At 44.1% G+C, this 20702-nt stretch carries 19 protein-coding genes; 10 read left to right on the forward strand and 9 right to left on the reverse strand.

Annotated elements, in window-relative coordinates; all coding sequences use genetic code 11:
* Nucleotides 1–59: 59 nt before the first annotated feature.
* On the reverse strand, nt 60–1403 hold the full coding sequence (locus AC3CIA_RS04880; protein WP_488518617.1) for a sigma-54 interaction domain-containing protein: 1344 nt from the start codon (nt 1401–1403) through the stop codon (nt 60–62).
* 288 nt (nt 1404–1691) lie between these two features.
* On the opposite strand from AC3CIA_RS04880, the gene AC3CIA_RS04885 reads away from it, so the two are divergent.
* The 4 genes from AC3CIA_RS04885 to soxR all read left to right on the forward strand — a co-directional run bounded on the left by AC3CIA_RS04885 (nt 1692) and on the right by soxR (nt 5490).
* Nucleotides 1692–2249: a YceB family lipoprotein gene (locus tag AC3CIA_RS04885; RefSeq protein WP_029222249.1), complete on the forward strand. Its 558-nt coding sequence runs from the start codon at nt 1692–1694 to the stop codon at nt 2247–2249.
* A 226-nt stretch (nt 2250–2475) separates the two neighbouring features.
* Nucleotides 2476–4038 carry a glutamate synthase-related protein gene (locus AC3CIA_RS04890; protein ID WP_341634789.1) on the forward strand — a complete coding sequence of 521 codons (1563 nt, stop codon included), beginning with the start codon at nt 2476–2478 and terminating at the stop codon, nt 4036–4038.
* A gap of 325 nt (nt 4039–4363) precedes the next feature.
* The gene (locus AC3CIA_RS04895) at nt 4364–4885 is read left to right on the forward strand and encodes an NADPH-dependent FMN reductase (RefSeq protein WP_488518618.1); all 522 of its coding nucleotides are present in this window, start codon (nt 4364–4366) and stop codon (nt 4883–4885) included.
* 164 nt (nt 4886–5049) lie between these two features.
* Nucleotides 5050–5490, forward strand: coding sequence for a redox-sensitive transcriptional activator SoxR (gene soxR, locus AC3CIA_RS04900; protein ID WP_004736387.1), 441 nt, complete (start codon nt 5050–5052; stop codon nt 5488–5490).
* A 17-nt stretch (nt 5491–5507) separates the two neighbouring features.
* Here soxR and AC3CIA_RS04905 read toward each other — a convergent pair whose 3' ends face one another.
* Together AC3CIA_RS04905 and AC3CIA_RS04910 are read right to left on the reverse strand one after the other, a co-directional pair.
* Complete coding sequence (locus tag AC3CIA_RS04905) at nt 5508–6272, reverse strand: carbohydrate deacetylase (RefSeq protein WP_488518619.1); 765 nt, start codon at nt 6270–6272, stop codon at nt 5508–5510.
* 76 nt (nt 6273–6348) lie between these two features.
* A complete protein-coding gene (locus AC3CIA_RS04910) occupies nt 6349–7689 on the reverse strand; it encodes a 6-phospho-beta-glucosidase (protein WP_488518620.1) in 1341 nt (446 codons plus the stop codon).
* A 102-nt stretch (nt 7690–7791) separates the two neighbouring features.
* Between AC3CIA_RS04910 and AC3CIA_RS04915 the strand changes: the two genes are divergently transcribed.
* The 3 genes from AC3CIA_RS04915 (at nt 7792) to AC3CIA_RS04925 (ending at nt 9694) form a co-directional block, all read left to right on the forward strand.
* Entirely contained in the window at nt 7792–8676 is an 885-nt protein-coding gene (locus tag AC3CIA_RS04915) for a LysR substrate-binding domain-containing protein (RefSeq protein WP_065205619.1), read from the forward strand.
* 78 nt (nt 8677–8754) lie between these two features.
* Entirely contained in the window at nt 8755–9135 is a 381-nt protein-coding gene (locus AC3CIA_RS04920; RefSeq protein ID WP_016768512.1) for a VOC family protein, read from the forward strand.
* A 154-nt stretch (nt 9136–9289) separates the two neighbouring features.
* On the forward strand, nt 9290–9694 hold the full coding sequence (locus tag AC3CIA_RS04925; protein ID WP_010439685.1) for a globin family protein: 405 nt from the start codon (nt 9290–9292) through the stop codon (nt 9692–9694).
* A 102-nt stretch (nt 9695–9796) separates the two neighbouring features.
* Here AC3CIA_RS04925 and AC3CIA_RS04930 read toward each other — a convergent pair whose 3' ends face one another.
* The gene (locus tag AC3CIA_RS04930; RefSeq protein WP_488518621.1) at nt 9797–10378 is read right to left on the reverse strand and encodes a hypothetical protein; all 582 of its coding nucleotides are present in this window, start codon (nt 10376–10378) and stop codon (nt 9797–9799) included.
* A 366-nt stretch (nt 10379–10744) separates the two neighbouring features.
* Nucleotides 10745–11515 (reverse strand): hypothetical protein, encoded by a 771-nt coding sequence (locus tag AC3CIA_RS04935; RefSeq protein WP_488518622.1) that lies wholly within the window; start codon nt 11513–11515, stop codon nt 10745–10747.
* Nucleotides 11516–11653: 138 nt separating this feature from the next.
* Between AC3CIA_RS04935 and AC3CIA_RS04940 the strand changes: the two genes are divergently transcribed.
* Complete coding sequence (locus AC3CIA_RS04940) at nt 11654–12043, forward strand: DUF4345 domain-containing protein (protein ID WP_488518623.1); 390 nt, start codon at nt 11654–11656, stop codon at nt 12041–12043.
* A gap of 9 nt (nt 12044–12052) precedes the next feature.
* Entirely contained in the window at nt 12053–13555 is a 1503-nt protein-coding gene (locus AC3CIA_RS04945) for an arylsulfatase (RefSeq protein WP_016785700.1), read from the forward strand.
* 136 nt (nt 13556–13691) lie between these two features.
* Here AC3CIA_RS04945 and AC3CIA_RS04950 read toward each other — a convergent pair whose 3' ends face one another.
* The 4 genes from AC3CIA_RS04950 to AC3CIA_RS04965 form a co-directional block, all read right to left on the reverse strand.
* Nucleotides 13692–14723, reverse strand: a complete 1032-nt coding sequence (locus AC3CIA_RS04950) for a LacI family DNA-binding transcriptional regulator (protein WP_102553127.1) — start codon at nt 14721–14723, stop codon at nt 13692–13694.
* A 198-nt stretch (nt 14724–14921) separates the two neighbouring features.
* A complete protein-coding gene (locus tag AC3CIA_RS04955) occupies nt 14922–15998 on the reverse strand; it encodes a porin (protein WP_488518624.1) in 1077 nt (358 codons plus the stop codon).
* A 325-nt stretch (nt 15999–16323) separates the two neighbouring features.
* Nucleotides 16324–17340: a nuclear transport factor 2 family protein gene (locus AC3CIA_RS04960; protein ID WP_004736372.1), complete on the reverse strand. Its 1017-nt coding sequence runs from the start codon at nt 17338–17340 to the stop codon at nt 16324–16326.
* 145 nt (nt 17341–17485) lie between these two features.
* Entirely contained in the window at nt 17486–18781 is a 1296-nt protein-coding gene (locus AC3CIA_RS04965) for an MFS transporter (protein WP_017073526.1), read from the reverse strand.
* Between the two features lie 348 nt (nt 18782–19129).
* On the opposite strand from AC3CIA_RS04965, the gene AC3CIA_RS04970 reads away from it, so the two are divergent.
* Nucleotides 19130–20671 carry a sodium:solute symporter family transporter gene (locus AC3CIA_RS04970; RefSeq protein WP_488518625.1) on the forward strand — a complete coding sequence of 514 codons (1542 nt, stop codon included), beginning with the start codon at nt 19130–19132 and terminating at the stop codon, nt 20669–20671.
* Nucleotides 20672–20702: the final 31 nt, after the last annotated feature.

A 20702-nucleotide genomic window follows, 5' to 3' on the forward strand; every position in this document is an offset into this window, starting at 1 on the left:
TATTAGTTTATTAGTTTATTAGTTTATTAGTTAGTTGGTTAGTTGGTTAGTTAGGCGACTTAAATTACTATCTGATGTTTTTTTATCAGCTTATATAAGGTCGTCCGAGAAATAGACAACGCTTTGGCAGATTGGGAAATATTGTAGTGGTGCTGCTGAATCACTCGACGAACATTTTTTGAAGAAAGTCGAGTATCATTTTCTACGTCGGGCGACGCGTCTTTCAATTGAATTCCCATATGACGAGTAGAGAGGGCGCTTGAATTAGAAAGAACGATCGCCCTTTTTATGCAGTTGAATAACTCTCTAACATTGCCCGGCCAATGGTACTGTTTCATTTGCTCAAGGGTGTCACTAGGCAGTTTGGTTTTGGATGCGTAATTGTGCTTCAGCTCAAATCGAACCAAATCTTCAATGTCTTCTTTGTGATCATTGAGTGGCACTAGGTCCAATGGAAGTACATTGATCCGATGAAAGAGATCCTTTCGAAATTTACCTGCAGCAACGGCTTGTTCGATATTGACGTTGGTGGCGAAAATCACACGGCAATCTATGGGTAATTGGTTGTTACTGCCTAATCGCTCTATCAAGTTATTTTCTAGAAAGTGGAGTAAGTAGGTTTGCAGCGACAGTTCAAGGTCGCCGATCTCATCCAAAAATAGCGTGCCACCATTCGCTCTTTCCACGTGTCCGACGTAGCGTTTGTTTGCTCCCGTGAACGAGCCTTTTTCAAAGCCAAATAACTCTGAGTGAATCAAGGATTGTGGAATTGCGCCACAATTTACAGCGATGAAAGGTTTCTGACTGCGGGCAGAGGCTTCATGTATCAAACGTGCGCATAGGCTTTTTCCTGTACCGGTTTCCCCTTGAATCAGCACTGGGAAATCGTTGTTAGCGATCTTGGCTATCTTCTTTTTAAGTTGCTGGATGGTTCTGGATTGCCCCACCAATTGACATTCATTGCACGAGACAGGCTTAGGTTTAGTTTGCTTGGTGTCTACCATGCCATACGCATGCCCTAAATTTCGACAAAGCCATTCTGTATCAATAGGGAGGTGGTAATAATCCCAAAAGGTTTGCTTAATGAGTGATAAGTTACGGCTTGGTGGTTGGCTGCAGATAGCAATTGCTTTTAAACTTGGAAAGCGAGCCTTCAGCATTGATATTTGCTCACATTGTTTGTCGATTGAGGATGATGTTAGACAAGAAACCACAATTGGTGCGTAGCTTTCGCTGCGTGTATCGAGTAAGTGAATGGCCTGTTCGGTTGTTTCTGCAACTTGAGCTTCCCAGTTATGGAGACGCAGTTCTCCAACCCACTGACTATGGTGCAGGCATGCGGTGTTGCATAACAAAATCACAGAACGAGTTATTGGCTCAGGTGATACTCTTTTTGATGGCATTGTGCTCACTCTTCATGTTTCGATATCCATGATGAAACCTTCAGTAAGCCCCCTAAATATTCCATAAGCTTAGGAGCAAAATTCGAATAATTCGAGTACATAAACCTAAGAACGTTGAGCAAGCAAGTGGCAGTATTTTAAGCGGGAAAGCCAATCTGGTGCTTTACTTACTGATATTTATGCTTATTAATTAAAGGTAGTCACGAATATCGTGTTTTTTCTGTTTTGTTTATTGATGCTCACACAGTAAACTCCGCGCTAATCACTAACGATAAAGAGCTGATATTGATGATAATTAACGTAGCAAAAAAGTTCATTTTGGCAGCGTCTGCACTGATGCTAGGCGGTTGTGTGAGCTACAGCGTGACCGAGCAAGAAATGACGAACTACCTTCAAGATTCGGTGATGTTAGAGCAAGAAGTGGGTGTACAAAACGTTATGTATGCGCAAGTCGCTGTCGATGACTTAGCGGTGCAAATTGGCCGAGCTGATGCCGAGCGCGTGTCTGTTCTGGCGAATACCAATGCACAAGTTCAGGTGTTTAACGTGCCGAATATGAGGTTGGATCTTGATATCGAGTTCAGTGCGATTCCTGAATATGACAAAGAGAGTGGCGAGATTTATTTGAAATCACTGCGTTTAGAGCGCTTTGAAGAAAAAGATAAACAACTGTCGCCTGAGGTCGCCAAACTACTTAAGCCTGCCGTTTCTATGATTGGCTTTGCTTTGTCCCAGTCACCGGTTTACAAACTGGACAGCAATAAGGTTCAAGAGTCATTGATCAAGTCATCGGAACCTAATCTAGTGATTAAAGACAACAAGCTGGTCATCGAGTTATTCGATTAACCATTCGCATTTAGCTGAGGCTTAGATTTAAAACACAATGGCTGCCGATTTGGTGGCCATTTTTGTTTGCGTTGAACAAGTAATGCTTCTGTTTTTGGGCTGTCTATTCAGCTTGTTTTCTCAGGCCCATTTATTGAATTCGCTGCGTATCTAACCTTTACTTTATTCTTGTGAGCAAGTCATCGCTTCAGTCATCAAATCATAAGAAAGAAAAGGTGAGCGAACTATGAAGAATCCAGTGATAGCGGATACCAAGCCAGTCAAAGTGGAGCTAACCGAAGGGGAGGAGTATTACTTCTGTACCTGTGGTAAATCGAAAAACCAACCTTATTGCGACGGCTCTCATGCAGGAACCGGCTTCAAACCGAAGAGTTTCGTGGCCGAGGAAAACGGCGATGCTTACCTGTGCCGCTGTAAATATTCAAACAACCTCCCATTTTGTGACGGTACCCATAAACAGTTTACGGCTGAGCAAGTGGGTCAAGAAGGCCCTGATGTTCATGTCCAATCTGCGGCTCCCGAAAGCTCGCCAGCCGCAACTGCAACCAAAGAAGAACCCACGGTCGAGTTCATTCATCAACTGGCGCGCGATGGCTTATCTAAGGTCGGGCATCACGGTCCAATGACCTCAATGGGCGTGCCTAGGTACTTGTTACCTCACTGGGATGATATTCAAGTGATGGTTGCACAAATGGCGACCAAGCCTTTGTTGGAGAATGTGCCAGTCGGTACTGAGCTTATTATTGGGCCAAAAGCGAAAAAGCCGCTTAAATTGAACATCTCCTTGTTTGTATCTGACATGAGTTTTGGTTCTTTGTCTGAAGAGGCGAAAGTGTCCTTGGCGACGGGCGCGGAGCTTGCGGGAACGGGGATCTGCTCTGGAGAGGGCGGCATGTTGCCCGAAGAGCAAGCTGCGAATTCTCGCTACTTTTATGAATTAGCTAGCGCACAATTTGGTTACGACGAATCTAAGCTCAAAAACGTTCAAGCCTTCCATTTTAAAGGCGGGCAGGGTGCTAAAACCGGAACTGGCGGTCACCTACCGGGGGCGAAGAACATTGGCAAGATAGCTGAGGTGCGTGGTATTGAAGCAGGTACAGCCGCGATTTCTCCACCCACCTTTGTTGATCTAAAAACCGTCGAGGATTTCAAAAAGTTCGCCGACCGAGTTCGAGAAGTGACGGGCGGGATCCCAATTGGCTTCAAGCTGAGTGCCAATCATATTGAAGAGGATATTCAGTTCGCACTTGATGCCAGTGCTGATTACATCATTTTAGACGGTCGAGGCGGCGGTACAGGCGCGGCGCCAGAAATGTTCCGTGACCATATTAGTGTGCCCACCATTCCAGCACTTGCTCGTGCCAGAGCTTATTTAGACAAGCAAGGTGCAAGTGACAGAGTCACCTTAATCATTACCGGTGGACTTCGTGTTCCGATGGACTTTGTAAAAGCGATGGCGCTTGGCGCAGATGGTGTCGCCATCTCAAACAGTGCCATGCAGTCGATAGGGTGTGTTGCTGCCCGAATGTGTAACACCAACAATTGCCCGGCGGGTATCGCGACTCAAAAAGCCGATTTACGCCAACGGTTAAATGTCGAAAAGGCATCGAACCAATTGAAAAACTTCTTCGAAGCCTCGACTGAGTTGATGCAAGTGATGTCGAGAGCGTGCGGCCATGATCATTTGAATCAGTTTAACCCTCACGATCTGGCAACGTGGAATCGTGAAATGGCGGAGCTATCGGGTGTTGCCTATTCGGGTGTCAGTCCATTGAATCAATCTAAGTAGATAACACCTCAATAAAGCACACCCTTTGCATTTTGGGTGTGCTCATTTTTGTCTGTGTAATGAAAATCTATATTTAACCTTTCGTAATCACCTGTTTTATGAGTGTTTTTAAATCACTTTCTATTTTTTGAAAATACCTCTTTACCTCAAGTTAGCTTGAGGTTTTATCATCCTCCTCAATCTAAAAACACAATCTATCACCTTGTCGCCTAGTACAGGTTTTGATGTTATCAAACAGAAGTTACGAATCTTCAGTTATGAACTTTGAGCTCCGTAATTGAAATCATGAATGCATAAAGGTGAGCAAAATGAACAAGGATCAACAATGAGAGTATTAGCGATTGGCGCGACCAACAGTAAAGCATCGATTAACCAACAATTAGCAGCGTACACCGCAAGTTTAGTCGAGGGCGCGCAAGTAGAGGTGCTCGATCTTAATGATTTCGAGATGCCTATTTACAGTGAAGACAGAGAAAAAGAGTCCGGCGTTCATCAACACGCGCAGCGTTTTTTTAGCAAGATTGGCGAAGCAGATGCTGTGGTCATCTCTTTTGCAGAATACAACGGTTCATACACTGCAGCCTTTAAGAATGTGTTTGACTGGACATCACGAATCGACATGAAAGTGTACCAAGGCAAGCCTGTTGTTATGCTCTCCACATCACCAGGCCCAGGCGGCGCAAGCTCTGTGTTGTCGTCTGCGGTAAATTCGGCACCTTACTTTGACGCAGATGTGAAGGGTTCGATGTCGGTGCCGAGTTTCTACGATAACTTTAATGTAGAAACGGGAGAAATCATCAATGCCGAAATAGCAGAGAGCCTGAAATCTATCATGAGTCAGATTTAGAAATCGAATGACATCTGATTCAACAAAGCAGTTATGATCGTGGCTGATTTTCGTTGAGCTCTCTGTCAAAGTTTAAGGTTAATCATTGGTGAGGGCTGGAATAGGCCGCTATTCTAAAGTTAAAGTAAGCTTTAAATATTTATGATCTCAAGGATAGTGTAACAATGAGAAACATTGTATACCTCACCATAGGCCAGTTGGCAGAGCGCAGTGGCGTGGCTCCTTCTGCCTTACGTTTTTATGAAACTAAAGGGTTGATTGCTTCGATTCGTACTAACGGAAATCAACGCCGTTATCAGTCGGCGATGTTGAGACGAATAGCGTTGATACAAGTGGCGCAGTCGATAGGTTTCACGTTGGAAGAGATTACCGAAGAGTTATCGACACTGCCGATGAACCATACCGCGACTAAGCGAGATTGGGAGCGAGTTGCGAAGAAGTGGCAGGGGCAGCTCGACAGCAAAATGGCGCAGATTAAATCGCTACAAGAAAACCTAACCGGCTGTATCGGTTGCGGATGTTTGAGTATGCAGAAATGCCACTTGTTGAACCCTGAAGATATTTTGCATGATCAAGGGCAGGGCGCACAACGGATCGTTGAGTAGCCCTGACTTAAGGTTCCCTATTTGAGATCGTCGAATCCAATGCACTCAATCTGATGGTCAGCTAGCCACTGTTTTAGCTCTGGGCTAGTGAGAAGCTGATGCTCTTCGACGCGTTTATCACTGTAGCCTGATAGTGATTTTAGCTCTTCATCAACACTAAGTGATGGATGACACATCAACTCGACAGTACCGTTAGGCATGGCAGTTTGGTAGCTCAACAGAATATCTTGCAAGTTGCTAAGAGAGACCCCGTCATCAAAAAAGCGCATGTCAAAAGCATTAGGTGTCGGTACTAAGAGAGAATCTTGCCCGTTCACAATGTTGTCGATGCGTCTTACAGGCAGGCCAATCGTATTAGCTGATCGAGTAAACGCCGCTTTGAGAGGTTTAAATACGCCCCCAAAATGATGGCTATCGATATGGTTGATCTTTAAATCTGCATTGATAGCCGCTTGGTATTGCGCGTTAAGTTCAAGCACAACTTCGCCTTCAACCACATCGACTTTGTTGAACAAGGCCACTTTGTCTAAGAAATTACCTTGATCATCAACCAAACTTGGTACTAATTCAGGTGCGCTAAGAGGTTTTCCCGCAGTAACCGTAAAGTGCAAGCCTACTTCCGGAACCAAACCTTGGTGATAAAGCTCAATGGCGTGTTGGGTTCCAGGTTGGTTCATCATGATGGTGGTTGACTTTACTACGCCTGCTTTGAAGCACTCAACAATGCCATGATTTACCGTTTCAGTGAGGCCGAAATCATCGGCGTTCAGTATTAGTTTCATCGTGACCTCTGGTGACTAAAATGGATTGTGAACAACTTGAATTAACCTAATTTCGACTGAGTTAATGTACATAAGGTTATTGCTCATTTTGTGTTAATCGATGAGCAAATGCAGGCATGAAGTCTAAGTTCTCTCGAATCGTTTCTAATAACGCCTCATCAATGTGTGAGCCGCTATCAACAATAGGATTAAGGATCAAAGCGCGTTTAGCTAATGCAATATCCCCCGTCATCGCGGCCTTCACTGTTAAGGTTTCAAACTCTTTCATTTGTTGGATTAGGCGTAACGTATCGCTATCAAAAGGTTCGACATTCAATGGAAGGATCGCGCTGTTAGTAATAACTGAGCTGACTTCTACCGCGCAGTCATCAGGAAGCCCTTGAATCGCCCCATTATTGCGAGTGTTAACGTGCATGATAGAACGCTTGTTGTTGTGAATACTGCTCATTAGTTCACAAGCTGCTTCAGAATAATGGGCACCACCTCGTTCTTCTAATAATTTCGGCTTGGTATCCAGCATCGGGTCTCTGTAGATTGCGAGCAATTGTTGTTCAACTTTTGAAACCAAGTCGGCGCGATTTTCGCTCTTTTCAGACGCAGAAAATTCTTTGTCTAGAATATCTCGTGACTGGTAGTAGTAACGTAGGTAAGCGCACGGCACCAGGTTCAATGAGCGAATCAACTCGGCATCCCATTCAAAGGGTGGGATGTTTTTCGGCATCATTTGGTCATTGCCTCCTAGGAGTTGGTCTATCACTTCTTGGAGCTTGTCTTCGCCGTTATGAAGTACTTTTCGGGCCCACACTAGGTGATTCAAACCTGCGATTTGCATGGTGATGTCTTCGCGTTCAGCGCCAAGCATTTTTGCTGCTCCGCGCTCCATGTTCACGGGGATATTGCACAAGCCGACCGTCTTGATGGTTGAGTGCTTAATCAAGGCCTCGGTCACCATACCTGATGGATTGGTAAAGTTGAGCAGCCATGCATTGGGGCAAAGTGTTTCCATCTCTTTGGCGATCTTTAATGCAATTGGTATGGTTCGACAAGCATTAGAGAAACCACCCAATCCGTTAGTTTCTTGCCCTATCATGCGATACTTTAAAGCAATTCTTTCATCACGTAGCCTTGCTTCTAATCGACCTGCCCTAAACTGAGAACAGACAAAGTTCGCGTCCACAAGCGCTGTTTTTCGGTCTGTCGTGAGGTGCACTGTGATGTCACAGTTCGCTTTTCTAATCATTCGCTGCGTCAAATCTGCAATCACTTGGGCTTTTTCCATACCTTCTTCGATATCGACAAGCCAAAGATCAGAAATAGGTAATTCGTGATAGCGTTTTAGTAAGCCTTCGATCAGCTCAGGGGTGTAACTTGATCCACCACCAATGACCGCAACTTTGAGTTTTTGTGCTTGCTTCATTTGACTCACCATTATTATGTAGATTACATGGTTTAATCTATATGATGAGTCAGTACGTCTACAAACCAGTATCGATGATTTATGAATTAGTGAGGTTAATCTATGGGGCTGTTTGAAAATCGCCAACAAACATTGTCGTTGCTGCACACCTTCAGTGTAGCGGCTAAACATTTAAGCTTCACCCTTGCCGCCGATGAACTGTTTCTGACTCAAGGTGGAGTCAGTCATCGCATCAAGAAACTTGAGCAGCAGCTTAAATTTAATCTGTTTGTGCGTAAAACAAGAAAGCTAGAATTGACCCCAGAAGGACAACGCGTTCTCTCGATGCTGAGTGTCTCATTCGAATCTATTTTCTCTGAACTGATGGACATTCAAACTGGAGAGCTAAGTGGTGAATTGTACATAGCAACTTCTCCTTATTTTGCGTCGTCTTGGTTAATGCCGCGCCTACCAGAGTTTAGACAGTTATACCCGAATTTAAGTATTAAATTACAAACCAAACAGAACCAATCTGACTTTCAGTTTGAACCTTATGACGTGGCAATTTTCTACAGCGAGGGTCACTATCCGAATCATTATAGTGAGCGACTATTTTCAGGAATTAGAACGCCTGTATGCAGTCCTGAATACGCGAAGAGGTTCAATCTTGAGAAGGGCTTGCAACAATTGGATAGTGTGCAGTTTATTCATAGTGGAGACGTGACGGCTTGGCAGCGTTGGTTGGAAGCGGCTCAAAGTGAGGTTGATTGTACTCTAAAGTGTGATTACTACAGTGACAACCGTATAGCGATGGACGCGGCAAGGTTATCGATGGGTGTAGCACTAGGAAGACTCGAGTTTGCGACAACTCAAATTGAACAGGGTGGGTTGGTTGCTCCTTTTATGAGTATTGAGTCGGGTAAAGGTTACGATCTTGTATGTCCGAAAGGGATGGAGCAACGGACTAAGTTTCAAGTGTTTACTCAATGGGTTAAGCAGCAGTTATGACAGAATAGCATGCCTAGACAAAAGCGAATTTAAGGTCTAGTTTGGGTGGTTCTTTCTTTCAATAAAAAGAGGTGAGTTATGTTCAGCCATGTTTTTCTCGGAACCGAAGATATTGAACGTGCGAAGTCGTTCTATGATCCAATTATGAAGATGCTTGGTTACAACGAAGGCTCAATCGATCCTAAAGGGCGTTGTGTTTACGTGAGCAAAACGGGTGTACTAGGTTTAACCAAACCGATTGATGGTCAGCCAGCGACTTATGGCAATGGTATGACGGTAGGATTCTTGGCGAGTTCACCAGAAATGGTGGATGAATGGCATCGCATCGGCGTCGAAAATGGTGGTACTAGCATTGAAGGTGGCCCCGGAGCGAGAGGTTCTGACGAGCGTCGCTTGTACATGGCTTACTTGCGAGACCCTGATGGAAACAAGATTTGTGCAACTCACTTTATGCCATAGTTTACGTTATGCCACAGTTCACCTTATATCATAGTTAACTTTATGCCACGGTGGCGTATAATTAAGTCATATTGATTGTTCAGGGTTAGTTTATGATGCTCTGAACTAACCCGTTATTTTAAAGACTGGCTGACTATTGCAAAGGACTTGCTAGATGAAACCGAATGAACTGTTTTATGAAAGCTTCGAGCGTTGCCGGATTGATCAAGAATTCTTGGAAAGCTTTCTGGCAGACTTCTGCGAGCATAACCCAAGGTTTTCAGAACGTTTTGAAAAGATAGGGTTAGAGCAGCAAACTAAGATGCTTAAGGCCTCGATCATTCTTATTTATAATTCCTCTGGTCTGCCAAGTGTGCGGAACTCGGTCAAGAAACTGGGTAAAAGGCACAAAGATTTGGGGTTGGACATTTCAGAAATTGAATTAAACGAATGGTTTAATTCGCTGCTCAATACGGTTAAAAAGTACGATCCTCATTATGATGAGAACGTAGAACGAGCTTGGGCAGAAACGCTGGATGCTGGTCTAACGATCATGAAAAAAGAGTGTGTTGAAAAATAAGATAAGCTTCGCATAACAACACGAGGTTTATCTTATTTTTAAATTATGGCTTTTAATTCATTGCCCTAAATGGTTTTTATTCAGGGTAATGAATATGTTGGCTTAAAAGGTAAAGCCAGTTTGAATACCTAAAGTTGTTTCCTTGGTATACCAATCATTTGAACCTCCGAGCTCATACCAATCAAACCCTACACGAGTCAACAGCTTGGAGTTGCCAAACAATGGTTTTGATGACTTGTACTCTGCGCCGATACCGTAAGTTAAGCCAAAATTACCATGAGAACCTTTATGAACTTCATTTCCTTTGCTAGAGCTATACACCAACTTTGTATCTGAGTGTGAATAGAAAGCACCAAACTTGCCCAAAATAGAAAAATTTTCACTGAAACTGTGTTTGTACACAGGCGTCAACGAGAGCATTAAGGTGTCGAACTCTTCCTTTCGTTGTACTGTCTCGTTGTTGCTGTAATCAACGTAACTGTCTTTGTCATCGACGCTGGTAATAAACAATGTTGATTCTACATACCAGTTGCTTTGTGCGATCTGGCTACCCAGTGTGAACTGGCCACCGACATCATCACTATCCATACCAACACCACCTAAAGCATACATTTCATTTGCTGCGAATGCTGAAGAGCCCGTAACTGATGCAATGGCAAGCGCCGCTAAGACTAATTTTTTCATTTTATTCTCTAAGGTTCGTAAATTTCGGGAGAGGATTCTAGCGATATTTTCAAAATAAAAAACACGGTTCGAATGAGTGGAGAGACGATTAAATAAAGATTAAATATATCAATAATGAGGAGGGTAGGTTTGAAGGCTCGGATTATATTTTTTTAGGTATGATAGGGAGTGTTGAACCTCAATTTAATTATTGATTTTTAGCATTTTTATTGGCTTTCGGATTATTTGTACCTCAATGAAAAAGCCCTAGCGGTGAATCTTCGCTAGAGCTTCATTTAGATTGAATTAGAGAGCAATTTAATAGAGATTAAATACTAGGGATGACTAGTCTTTCCGCTTGTGCGTAAGGGTAAAGTAACCAGTGGCTTAAAAGTGAGCAGCCCAGCCAACCAGGAAGCCTTGTGAAGCGGTATCGTATTCAAAGGTACCTTTGTTTTCGTAATCAACCCAGGTCGATTTGTAGGCGACATTTAAGTCAGACCAATTGTTTATCTGGTATCGCACGCCAGTTAATAGAGATGAGGTAAAGTCGGTGTCACTGCCAAGCCCTGCATCAATAGTTGCGTGAAACTTCCAATCCTTATTGATCTGCGTTATCCATCTCACACCTATTTGGTAGTCAACCCAATCTTCATCGAGTGATCGGTCTGCACTTAGATTACCACCTGAACCGTAAAGCTTGGCATCAATGTCGTTATCCCACCAACGAAGCCCAAACAGATAATCAATCGTGCCAAAATCGTACTGGTAGCGCTTAAAACCCTTCACATCTAAAACACCTTGTCGGATATCAAGGTTGCCCCTCAATACCTCTAGGTTGCTACCTAACACTGAGTTTGTTTTTCCGCTTAGCTTCATGAAGCTATAGTCAATGTAATAGCCCCACTGATTGTCATAGATACCCTCTAAACGCACCATTGCGGTCATATCAAGGTGATCCATGATGAATGCAGGATCAACATCGACATCTGCAGACAAATCACCAATGGTGCTGTCTCCGCGGATGTTGAGTGCGAGCGCATAAATTTCTATGCTGTGTTGCCACTTTTTCGTGTCCGATTGTGAACTTGCTTCTTGTGCATTTACGGTTGAACTCGCAGCCAACACTGATGCGATTAGATAATGCCATTTAGCCATATTGATATCCTTATCTGGTTTGAAGAGTGCACACTATAAATGTATGTATTAATTAGCCATTTTCTATATATGCAACTTGTATATTGCTGATTGTAGACTACGTTTTTTTAAAAAGAGCCAAATTTAAAGAGTGGGAATATGAAGCTACAAAGTGTTTTCTTGTTGGTAGCGGTTTTAGGCTTAACGCCTATTGCGTTGTCTTACGGCTACGCCCCCGTTATTTCTATGGATTATCTTTTCGGAATTGATGCTAGTTCTATCAACGTGACTCATATTTTTCGAGCCGTGATGTGGCTGTATTTGGCACTGGCTCTGTTTTGGGTTAGTGGCGCATTGATAAAAAAGTATCGACTGCCAGCGCTTTATAGTTTGGTGGTTTTTATGTTGGGTTTGGCTGCAGGCCGAGTCATCAGTTTAGTATTAGATGGAATGCCGCACTGGCTGCTTTTTGTCTATCTAATCTTGGAGCTTGGCTTTGGTTTGGTCGGAATAAAAATGATTCACAAAGAACAATCTGAAACAATATAAGGACATTATATGAAAGGGATTTTTCACCTTCTTACCTTGAGCGTGTTGAGTAGCTTTTCGCTATCGGCATGGTCGGCACAAGAACAACCTAATATCTTCGTCATTTTCACCGATGATATTGGCATCTCAAACCTGAGCGCTTATCACAATGGCGTGATGAGTAGCGAAACACCAAACATCGATAGTATTGCTGAGAAGGGAATGCTTCTGACAGACTACTATGCGCAGCCATCTTGTACCGCTGGTCGTTCTGCTTTCTTAACCGGGCAATTACCAGTTAGAACCGGAATGCACTCTGTTGGGTTACCTGGCGGTCCCGTTGGTTTAAGTGCGGATACGCCAACGCTTCCAGAGATGCTCAAAACGATGGGGTATGTGACTGGGCAATTTGGTAAAAACCACCTTGGTGATAGAGATGAATTCTTACCGACAATGCACGGTTTTGATGAGTATTGGGGTTGGTTGTATCACTTGAATGCGATGGAATATACCGAAGATCCAGATTGGCCAAAAGATGGATCTTTGGATGCCTTTGCACCTCGTAATGTTATTTACGCCAAATCAGATGGCAAAGGTGGTCAAACGATCGAAGACGATGGTGCATTGTCGATTGAGCGTATGCGTACACTCGACGATGAAGTAAATAAGCATGCTATCAACTTCATTGAACGAGCCGTAGAAGCGGATAAACCATTCTTTACTTGGTACTGCCCATCTCGTGGCCATGTATGGACGCACCTTTCTCCTGAATATGAAGCGATGCTTGGCCAAAACGGTTGGGGGCTGCAAGAAGTGGTGATGAAAGATCTTGATGACCACGTCGGGGAAATGATGGCGAAAATGGAAGAGTTAGGCATTGCCGATAACACCATTATTATTTTCACTGCAGACAACGGCCCTGAGATCATGACTTGGCCTGATGGCGGCATGACGCCTTTCCATGGTGAAAAAGGTACGACTTGGGAAGGTGGCGTAAGAGCGCCTGCACTGGTTAGCTGGCCGGGTAAAATCCCCGCAGGTAGCGTAGGCAATGGCATCTTTGATGGTATGGACTGGTTACCAACTCTGGTTGCTGCGGCTGGTGGTCCAACGGATCTAAAAGAGAAAATGCTGAAAGGTCACGATGGTTTTAAAGCGCACCTTGATGGTTACAACCAAGTTGATATGCTGACAGAGAAAGGCGAGTCAAATCGTAAAGAGATCTACTACTACGAACGAGACAAGCTGCAAGCGGTTCGTATTGGTGATTGGAAGGCGCACTTTGTGGTTCAAAATCACGGTTGGAGTGGTCCGAAAGAAGAGCTTAACGCACCGTTACTCTTTAACTTACGTCGTGACCCATATGAGCGAGCGGCAGAAGAGTCGGGCATGTACTTGAAGTGGATGGGGCAGAAAATGTGGGCATTTGGTCCTGCACAAGCTGCTGTTCAACAACATCTAGCAACTTTCCAAGAGTGGCCCCCAGTGACACCAGATTTACCAGCTGAGAAAACAGGTGGTGTGGGTAACTAATACGCACTTGTCTCAAGTAGTTGGGACAGTATAGGCTGAGTAGAAATACAAAATCCCGTTGGAGACTCTAATCGTCGCCAACGGGATTTTTCTTTTCCGTACTCACGCTACTATTTTGTTTCTACTTTGAACGAGTTTACTTAATCTTCAGCGTGGTATTGCGCTCTATAAATTGAACAGGAACCATTAATTTTACTAAGCTGGTGTCTTGTTCTTGAATTTGGTTAACCACAATTTTCACTGATTCACGCGCAAGGCGTCTAAAATCCTGCTTGAAGGTGGTCAGTTGGTAGTTGAGCCATTGAGTCTGCGGGATATCATCAAAACCAATCACTTGCAGGTCTTCTGGGATACGAAGCCCAAACTCTAAACGAGCTACATCCATTACCGCCATCGCAAGGTTATCTGTCGCACAAAACACCGCTTGCGGATGCGTTGTTTCGTTGAACATGTCGCGGATGATCTCTAACGAATCAAGGTAGTCGTAATCAGCTTCAATAACTCGAGCCTGTTTGCCTGTTAAGTCTTCAAATTCTGTGCAGAAACCGACTTGGCGCTCGCCATTAGTAAACGTTGGCACATTACCCGTCACATAAGTCGCAGTCTTGATACCAAGTTTATGAAAGTGTTGCGCTGCAAATTGCCCTGCCGCGTAGTTATCACTCACAACATGGCTACTCTTCGTCCCTTCAACAACACGCGCGAACTGAACGATAGGGATGTCAAACTCTTCACACTCTTCATAAAGTGACTTATTGAATGTCGCAGAAGCAGCAATCACACCATCAACACGATATTGGAAAATATTCGGAATCGAGTGGATGTCGTTACCGTCGACTTGCCAAGGGATAAGCACAGCAGAATAGCCCTGTTTTTGTAGCTCAGTAGAGATGAGTTGCAGGGTTTTCATGTGAATTGGGTAATCAGCATCAGGGAAGACCAAACCAATCAACTTAGATTCATTTGTCGTTAGGCTACGAGCAAAGGCATTCGGGCGATAGTTGAGTGCTTTTGCGGCTTCGAATACTTTCTGTTTGGTCTTTTCAGATACCGAACTGCCCGGAACAAATACACGAGAAACGGTAGATTGAGAAACGCCAGCCAGCTTAGCGACATCTTTTGAAGTAACGGTTGGTTTTGACGCCGTGGAGTGTTTTGGAGAGCTCATAGAAGATACTTTTGAACTAAATTGACAGTGCACAGAGTACCATAATTAGGTACGTATTCAAAAATACAATATGCCATGATGGGATGAAAAATAAGGGTTAATAGAGAATGTTGGATATTATTCTGGGTATAACCCAAAAAAGCTCTGCATTAAGAGCAGAGCTTTGTTTAGCGAATTTGTGACTCGATTAACTGGGCGTTAGAAGTAGTAACGAATACCCGCAGCGAATTGGTCATCGCTGTTTTCGTAATGGTTACCTACGGACTTGTCGTTACCATTATCGAATTGGTACTCAGTCCATACTAAGAACTTGTTCTTCTTAAAGTGGTATTCAAGACCAGGGATAATCAACTGACGATCGTAGCCATTAGCGTTGTCGTCTGTGTCCGTTAAGTAGTTAACGTTAAAGGTTGGACGCAGACCATTTTCAAAGTGGTAGTAAGTGAAGAATTCAGCACCACGGTGGTCGTAAAATTCGGCTTTGCTGGTGGTTTCCCAATTTGAACCTTGGCTGTAGGTGAAACCAACGAATAGGCCATTATTGGTGTAGTTGACACCCAATAAACCAATACGTTGTGTATCGCCATCTTTGATGTTTTTAACGACAGCATCGACATCATCGAATTCATTCTGATGGTAAGCCAAACCAATCGTTAGGCCGTCCATAACCGTGTATAGGGTTGATGCGCCCATACCATTTTTCAGTGTTGCGGTTAAACCATCTGCAAGGCCAACATCTTCACGAGTTGTCTGATAAGTGAAGCCGTATTTCCAGTTATCGCTGATGTTGTTGCGGTAAGTAATCGAGTTTTCCGCGCGGCCTGTACCAGAAGCAATACCCCAGTCAGAAAGGTTGTAGTAACCAGAACCACGTGAACCAAACACACGACCCATATCGGTAAACCAAGCTACATCGTAGAAGGTAGACCACTGCTTAGTACCCGCAGCGATCTTGCCGTATTTGTCGTGCTCTATACCTGCGTATAGAAGTCGGTCGTAAATATTGTCGCCGTTAGCACCAGAGTTGTAACCCCATTCGGCATGGCCAAAGCCAGTCCAATCGTTGTCTAACCCCATTTGACCTTTAAGGCCGAAACGAGAACTACCGCTGTTCCATTCGCCATTATGATCGCCACCTTTATCTTGGTAACGAACGTCAAAACGGCCATCTAGAGTGAGGCTATCGCCTGCGTCATTGGTAAAAGTATGTGCAGCAAAAGCAGAACCCGACGTAAGCGCTGTCAGGATCACTGCTGAAAGAATCGACTTTTTCATTGTTATTCTCTTTATTCGAGCCGTAGAAAGCCGCCGTGCTTTCAAGCTCGTTATATTAGTAATGGTTTGGCAGGGTGTACCCCATCCATGAGGCACTAATTGGATCAATTATTGGTGGAGCAATTATTGATTGATGAAGCAATTAATTGATTGAACATTGATTAGTTGGTGGAGCACTTACTAGGCGCGAGAAGGAACGCCTAGCAAGTCATAGCAACCCAAATTAGATGTCGGCTTGGGTTGCTATTGTTTGGTTTCTATCTTTTGGCTTTTATCGCTAGGATTAAGGCGTTTCTATTAAAGCACCTGTATTAAAGCATTGGGATTACAGCGTTGGGTTCATGATAGATGAAGTGCGTTCGAACACGTCTAGACCTTGCTGCTGTAGCCAGTAAGGAAGGTCAATAAGAACCCAGTTCTCAGACAGCTTGTCACCGTCACGGTAGTAAACGTCAACCACTTGCATGTTTGCGCGTACTTCGCCGCCAGTCATACCTAGGAAGCCACCTGTAGGGGTGTTTGATAGGTTTGGCCAACCGAAGAAACAAGAGAAGTTACCTTCAGCGAAACGACAAACATGACCGTTGAATTTCTTGTCTTTCAGGTTGTTACGGAAAGGAAGTTGGTGCTGTTGTTGGTAACGAGGAATCGTGTAAGACGCGCCGATACCACAAGGGCCGTACCAAATCATGTCTTTTGACCAGCTCTTCGCTAGCACTTCTGGTGGGCAACCCATTGCGCCACTGTCGTTAAGTGCAGAAAGGTCATCTACCATCTTGTTCACTAGAGCTAGTGTCGCAACGCCTTCTTCTGGAGCCGCATCTTCAAACAACAGACCGTCGTGGTTACGTGGGCCAGGGTAAACGAAGTGCTTACCTGTTGATGGTGGAAGTGGGTAGCAGCCCGCTTGGTCCATCATGCCTAGTAGATCTAGGAACAGGCCAGTTTTTGTGATTTTGCCGTCAACAACACAGTTAAATTCTGCATAGCGAACGTTCATGATCTTGCCAGTAGGGCGCATGCCTAGGTATTCAGCGTCGAATAGACCCATGAAGTGACCCATGCTCATTACCCAAATTTCATCTGGGTTAACTTCGTTGTTACCGCCGATGAAGATATCTTGACGACGCTGCATGCGTGTCATTGATTTCATCATTGGTGCCCAGAATACGTCAGCCGCTGCTTGTGCGCCTTCTTGCTCACGGAATGGGTAAACACCACGCCACAAGTAATCTTCAGAAGTGTGTGCTTTTAAAACTTCAGCCACGTTCTCGTGAGTAGCGTTTTCGATAGCGTCAAAGTAATCGCGAACAATGCGTTTAGCTTCTTGATATTTAGACATAGTAAATTCTCTTTTTTGTTGTCGAGCCAACATTCGGAACAGGACTCGATTTGGATTTTGTTACCGGCTGATTTCTCAGCCGGATTGATGTTTATTTCGTGTCTTTAGAGGTTTTCAACTTTTAAAGGTTTTCAACTAAAGGGGATTAAGCTTTTGCTGTTTCCGCTTTTTTGCTCTTGTCGAAAATGCCGCCTTTCAATGTTTCTGGTAGAGATAGCCACAGTAGACCAGCCAGAATCCATACGATTGGTGAACCCCACATTGCTGTTGCTAGGTCTGAACGCTCTTGGATGAATACCAACACCATTGGAGCCCACATGCCGATGATACGACCACCGTGGAACAGCGCTGCACCGAAGCTACGTAAGTGAGCTGGGAACAATTCAGAGAAGTAACCACCCCATACCGCAGAAGCAGACAAACCGAAGTTGTAGATAAGGCCTAGGATAGCCAGCATGTTTAGGCTGCCGATCATCACGTCGCTTGGTGCCACGAAGAATACTGAAGCCATTACACCCGCAAGGATGAAACCAAACGCGTTCACTTTACGACCGTATTTGTCAGCGATTGCACCCCATACCCAAGCACCGAATAGCGAACCGAATGCAGAGATAGAGAAGATGATACCGATAGTCGCACCGTCGAATTGACGCACGTCTTTTAGGTACGTTGTCACAAAACCAGAGAAGAATTGGTAACCGTAGAAATTAAGACCAGCCAGCAATAGACAAGTAATCGTTAGCTTGCGGTATGGTGCGCTTAGCATTTCACCCCAAGAGCCTTTCTTCGCTGGTTTATTCGATGCTTCAGCAGCGGCTTGCTCTTCTTCACCGTAGGCGATCACTTTCTTGTCGCTAGGTAGGATGAAGATCATTAATGCAGCAGCAACGAGAGGAGGAATACCACCTACCCACATTAGGCTCTGCCAAGGCGCATCAACACTAGAGATGAATGCTGCATACGCGCCCATTGCCATTAGAGCCACAGAGAACATAGAAGAGGCGAATGCCGTCAACTTACCGCGAACTGATGGCGTGAATAGGCCGATCATCAAGCTCACAGCTACTGTGAAGTAACCACCTAAAGAAATACCGATGATGAAACGCATTGCTGCCCACATCGCGTAGTCAGTAAACATCATATTGATGATGGTTGCGCCACCGTTCAGTGCAGTGATGACAATAAGAGTCGATTTCTTACCAAAGTTTGATGCCACCCATGCACAGCTTAAGGCACCAATAAGTGCGCCAACCGACTGCCATGTATAGAACTGAGCGGTATCCGCTAAGTTAATACCATCATACGCATCAACGATGTATGGGCGTACGTAGTCAATAATTACAAAGTTATAACAATAGAAAAAGTAGCCAACTAGAATTGCAAGATAAGCAGCTACCCTTTGAATCATAGGAACTTCGCTCATGTGTTTTTTAGTAGTCATGACCGATAAACCTTTATTTTTTATAGGGTGTTTTTAGTTTCGATTATTGTGTGGCGGTTATTGAATATCACCACACCATCTTCATTTCGGGAGAGATAATAGGATTTTTGTGGTTATTAGATCCGTGATCAAAGTCAACTTTAAAATGAGTGCGCACCCATTTTGTGCATTTTAGTGATCTTGATCTCATTAGATCGTTGTTTTGGGACTTTTTGAGCATTTAGAGTGTTTAATCATCTATCTTAGTGACAATACTCACACTTACTGTGGGTTTTTGAGGGAAAATATCGATTTTTGAGTACTATTGGCGGCGAATGAATTGCGAAATATAATAAACGGAATCTAAAAATGGTTACGTACTCAAGTTTTGTGGTTATTGCTTTATATGTGCTAACTACATTATTTATCAGTTACTTAGTGAACAAGCGTTATAGCGTTGGTGGCGATTTCTCAACGGGCGGAAAACAATTTGGTTGGTTTACGGCAGGTGTGTCGATTCTTGCAACCTACATCAGTGCGATGACGTTCGTGGGCATGCCGGGCTGGGTTTATAGCTCAGGCATGGAAGCAATGAGCGTCCATTTGAATTACCCAATAGTGATCTTTTTCGCTGTGGTTTTCTTTGTCCCGGTGTTTTACAAACTCGGCCTGACTTCGATTTATGAATACCTAGAGCACCGCTTTGGCGTTGTTGCTCGCACGATCAACTCAATCGTGTTTATTGTGGTTCAGTGTATTTCGGCTGGGGTAATTTTGTATGCAGTTGCACTGATCTTGGTGCAAGTGCTGCCGGTGAGTATCTCCGAGGCGATCATCTACATCAGCTTATTTACGGCTTTGTATACTTATGCGGGCGGTATTTCGACCGTCATATGGACAGACATGCTGCAGTCGGCGGTGCTGATCATTGGCAGCATTGCGATCTTTGCCCTATTGCTGTTGAAGATTGATGCGGGCGAGGTGTTGTCTCCTGAACATCTGAATATCATCAACCTCGATTTCGACTTGGGAGTTGATACTACATTGTGGGCGGGTGTGGTTGCCGTGAGTTTTTTGCATCTGAGTGTGTATGGCACTAACCAATTGATTATTCAAAGAACATTGGCAACAAAAAACGTTGAGACGGCACAGAAATCGATGCTGCTATGTGGTTACGGCGCCTTCTTTATCTACCTGTTTTTCTCTGTAATGGGCGTTCTTCTGAGTGTCTTTTATCAAGACCAAAGCTTTGAAAACAGCAATGAAGTGATTCTCGATTTTGTATTCAATCATACCAACCCAATCATTGTTGGACTGGTGATTTCAGCTCTGTCGGCAGCGGCAATGTCGACCTTGGATTCAACCTATAACTCAATGGCAACGGTCGCAACGTTCGATTTCTACAAGCGATTTTTCCGTAAAAAAGCCTCTGATGCACACTATGAATCGGTGGCAAGAAAAATGAGCCTTGTCGCGGCGGCTTCGGTTGTTGTGCCCGCTTTATTGGCCGTTTCAAATGAATCAGTGCTCAAGACTATCGCTAGCCTGACTTCCATTTTTGTCGGTATTCGTCTTGGCTCTTTCATCTTGGGTTTGTTCTTTAAACGAGCTAACGAGAGCGGCGTAATTGCGGGCAGTATTGGCAGTGTGGTTGTGGTGTTCATTGCAAAATACTATGGCATATCTTGGCCTTGGTTCGCCTTAATCGGCACTGTGGTTTTCTTAGTGCTAGGTGTTGTCGTTAGCCATTTCTATGGGCAAGTAACTGAACAACAAAACGAATTTATCGCCAAGCAAAAACACTTGTTTGCAAAACCTACGGCGAGTCATTACGGCTTGCTAGTGTTCGCTGTCGTCACGATTGCGGCTTGTACTGTTATTCCTGATTGGCTTTATGCCGCTCTTTCTTAATGAGTAAATCTTCTCAACTGGCTAATTTTTA

The sequence above is a fragment of the Vibrio sp. QJM3NY_27 genome (assembly GCF_057785955.1).